This is a genomic window from Nonomuraea turkmeniaca (assembly GCF_005889735.1).
Lineage (GTDB): Bacteria > Actinomycetota > Actinomycetes > Streptosporangiales > Streptosporangiaceae > Nonomuraea > Nonomuraea turkmeniaca.
Genome location: NZ_VCKY01000497.1, coordinates 1 through 2,222, shown reverse-complemented (window position 1 = coordinate 2,222; position 2,222 = coordinate 1). Strand labels below are relative to the sequence as shown.

The 2,222-nt window shown below is 69.9% G+C and carries 3 protein-coding genes; 2 read left to right on the top strand and 1 reads right to left on the bottom strand.

Annotation, left to right across the window (positions count from 1 at the left end):
• On the bottom strand, positions 1 to 323 hold a 323-nt coding region (locus ETD86_RS54005; protein ID WP_170223811.1), incomplete at its 3' end, for an alcohol dehydrogenase catalytic domain-containing protein.
• Between the two features lie 150 nt (positions 324 to 473).
• Here ETD86_RS54005 and ETD86_RS54000 point away from each other — a divergent pair.
• Together ETD86_RS54000 and ETD86_RS53995 are read left to right on the top strand one after the other, a co-directional pair.
• Positions 474 to 845, top strand: coding sequence for a winged helix-turn-helix transcriptional regulator (locus ETD86_RS54000; protein WP_138674332.1), 372 nt, complete (start codon positions 474 to 476; stop codon positions 843 to 845).
• 600 nt (positions 846 to 1,445) lie between these two features.
• On the top strand, positions 1,446 to 1,982 hold the full coding sequence (locus ETD86_RS53995) for a hypothetical protein (protein WP_138674331.1): 537 nt from the start codon (positions 1,446 to 1,448) through the stop codon (positions 1,980 to 1,982).
• The last annotated feature ends 240 nt before the right edge of the window (positions 1,983 to 2,222 follow it).

Genomic DNA, 2,222 nt, shown 5'->3' with positions numbered 1-2,222 from the left:
GTGACGTAGTCGGCGTAGGCTCCGGCCGGGCGCGGGAACCAGGGCATGCCATACACCGGGTCACCGGCCTGGAGGGTGGTCACCCCGAAGCCGACCTGCTCCACCACGCCCGAGACGTCCCAGCCCAGCACGAACGGCGGCTCGCCCAGCACCCCGGCCATCCCGCCGCCGGCGCGGGTCTTCCAGTCGACCGGGTTGACCCCGGCCGCGTGCACCCTCACCAGCACCTCGGTCGGCAACGGTTCCGGACGCGGTACCCGCACCACCTCCAGCACCTCGGCACCGCCGAAGGCGGCCTGGGTGATCGCACGCATCGTGGACATGATTTCCCCCTGCTTGCTTGAAGATCGGAATGGCGAACGAAGCGTTCGCATCGGTGTTCGTGGCGAACGACCCGCAAACTATCCAAGAGGGGGTAGTAACCTGCAAGGACTACTACTACCTAATGGGAATTACGAGAGATGAGAGGCCCCATGGTCGCCAGCTGTGCCACCGGCCGGCACGATCACCACGATGTCTACGCGGCACAGTGTCCCTGCCGCCAGGTACTGGACCTGCTGGCCAACAAGTGGTCCGCACTGACCATCGGCGCCCTGGAGGACGGTCCCCAGCGCTTCGGTGAACTCCAGCGCCATCTGCAGGGCGTCAGTCCCAAGGTGCTCACCCAGACGCTGCGACGGCTGGAGGAAAGCGGATTTGTCGACCGCACCATCTACCCGGCCGTGCCCCTGCACGTCGAATACGCCCTGACCGACCTGGGCCGCAGCGTAGCGGTCCCGCTGCGGCAACTACGCGACTGGGTCGAACACCACCTGGATGAGATCCAGCCACCCCTGTCCGCCTGACCGACCTGCCCGTGACGCCCCGCGGGCGGACGGGGTCCAGCCACGACACGCCACCACACGGCCGATCTCTGTCCCGGCCCCGCCGAATAGCGACAAGATTCCCTGCCCCGCATCGCCCAAAGCCACAGGCAGGGCGGCCTGTCGGGATTAGGTAGTCGCCGAGGGCTTCCACCCGGCCGAAGGGGTGCTGCTGTTCGAGGACCCGGCGACCACCTCCAAGATTCCCGCGCTGGAGCGGCCCGCGTTCGCCAAGATCGCCGCCGCCGCGCACCCCGGCGGCACTCTCACGGTGTAGGAACCGTTCCGGCTCTGCCGCGGCCTGATCGCCATCCATGCCGTGCGTGACTGGTGCCAGGCGCGCGGCGTGGTGCTGCGAGTCCTGTCGGGCCGCTATCCGACTTTTCATGATCTGGCCGTGCGCAGGGAGTGAGCCGGGCCGCCGTCCGGACCGCGCTGGCCGGGCTGAGAACTTGGTCGTCACGCGTGAGGGCGCGTCGATCGCGACGATCTCAAGCACCATTGACGTGGTCCAAGCGCCATCGTCGATCGCGACGCACCGCTCGGCATCGGGGCCGGCGGCCCGTACGAGTGGGCGGAGGCGTGGGGGCCCGGCATCCCGACCGCGACCTGCACGACTGGACCCAGGAAGGTCGCGAGCTGACCCATCGGTTCCCAGAGCCCGCCTGGGAAGAACGCGCCGACGCATCGAGGCCGGGCGCCGCGCCCGTGAGGATGCTCTGGTGGACGCGCTCGCCGAGCGGGGCGGCCGACCGCCTGGCGGCGGGCGGGGAAAAGTACCGCCAGATCCTCGACGTGGGGCAGGCCACCATCGCCCACGCCCTGTACACCGCCCGCCGCGCTCTTCCCGAGGACCCCGAGCGCACGGCCGTCCGTCATGCCCCGGACGACCTCACCGCCCGGCACCTGCCGCAGGCCGACGCCGAGCGCATCGCGAACGTCCAGCTCGACAGCGAGATCGAAGCGGGCCCCCAACGTGACCGCCTGGTGCCGCCGGGCCGTCGCCGAGTACCTCGCGCCCGCCCCCGACCCGGTCGCGGCCGGCATCGACGGGTTCCTCCCTCCTCAGGACGCCTGAACAGCGCGGAGTCTGGCCAGAAGCGCCATGAGCACACGTAACCACACCCACCCGCCCGAGCACATCGCCGGTGCGAGGGGTTTGCGGGCACCCTCTCCCCCGCGGAGGTGAGGAAAGGATCGCCCCCGCCGGTGATCCCATCTCGCGGCTGAGAGTTTGCCCTGTCGACGACGGCGCGTAGGCGCCGGTCGTCGGCGTGGCGGTTTCGCAGATGATGCGGCGCTAGCCGAGATTCAGAACCTCATCGTCCGCGTGCGTGCCGAACTCGGCGACGCGCACCT